The sequence below is a fragment of the Komagataeibacter kakiaceti JCM 25156 genome (assembly GCF_000613305.1).
The window spans coordinates 1-532 of record NZ_BAIO01000918.1 but is presented as its reverse complement, the minus strand read 5'-3'; the positions used below and the strand labels follow the sequence as shown (position 1 = coordinate 532).

Here is a 532-nt window from a genome sequence, read left to right as displayed (position 1 = left end):
CGTCAGGCGCGTGGCACCGGCGCAGGAGCAGGCCCATTGCCCCCCAGAATTTCTGGCGGCCCGCAGGGAACAGCCGCCCGGCCCAGTACAGCGCGCAGAGCGCGACAACCCCGCAGGCCAGCATGATCTGGGGCAGGGACGCGGACGCCATCAGAACATCAGCGCGATATGATAGGTCAGGAACGCGGCGGCGTAGGCGAGGGCGAACAGATACCCCGCGCTCAGCCCCACCATGGACCATGACAGTGTCTCGCGCCGGATCACCGCCAGTGTCGCCACACATTGCGGCGCATAGACATACCACGCCAGCAGCGAAAGGGCGGTGGCCAGACTCCAGTGCGCGGGCAGCATCTGGCCCAGCTGGCTGGCGGCCAGATCCGTATCCGTGCCCGAACCGAGGGAATAGACGGTGGCCAGGGCGCCCACCGCGACCTCACGCGCCGCAAGGCCGGGGATCAGGGCGACACAGATCTGCCAGTTGAAGCCAAGCGGGGCGAAAACCGGCAGCATGAGATGGCCGATCCGCCCGGCC

General features: G+C 68.2%; 1 protein-coding gene. It reads right to left on the bottom strand.

Going from position 1 to position 532, the window contains the following annotated elements:
• Positions 1 to 150 precede the first annotated feature (150 nt).
• The coding region (locus JCM25156_RS26780; RefSeq protein ID WP_034961907.1) for a nucleoside recognition domain-containing protein at positions 151 to 532 on the bottom strand (382 nt) is incomplete at its 5' end.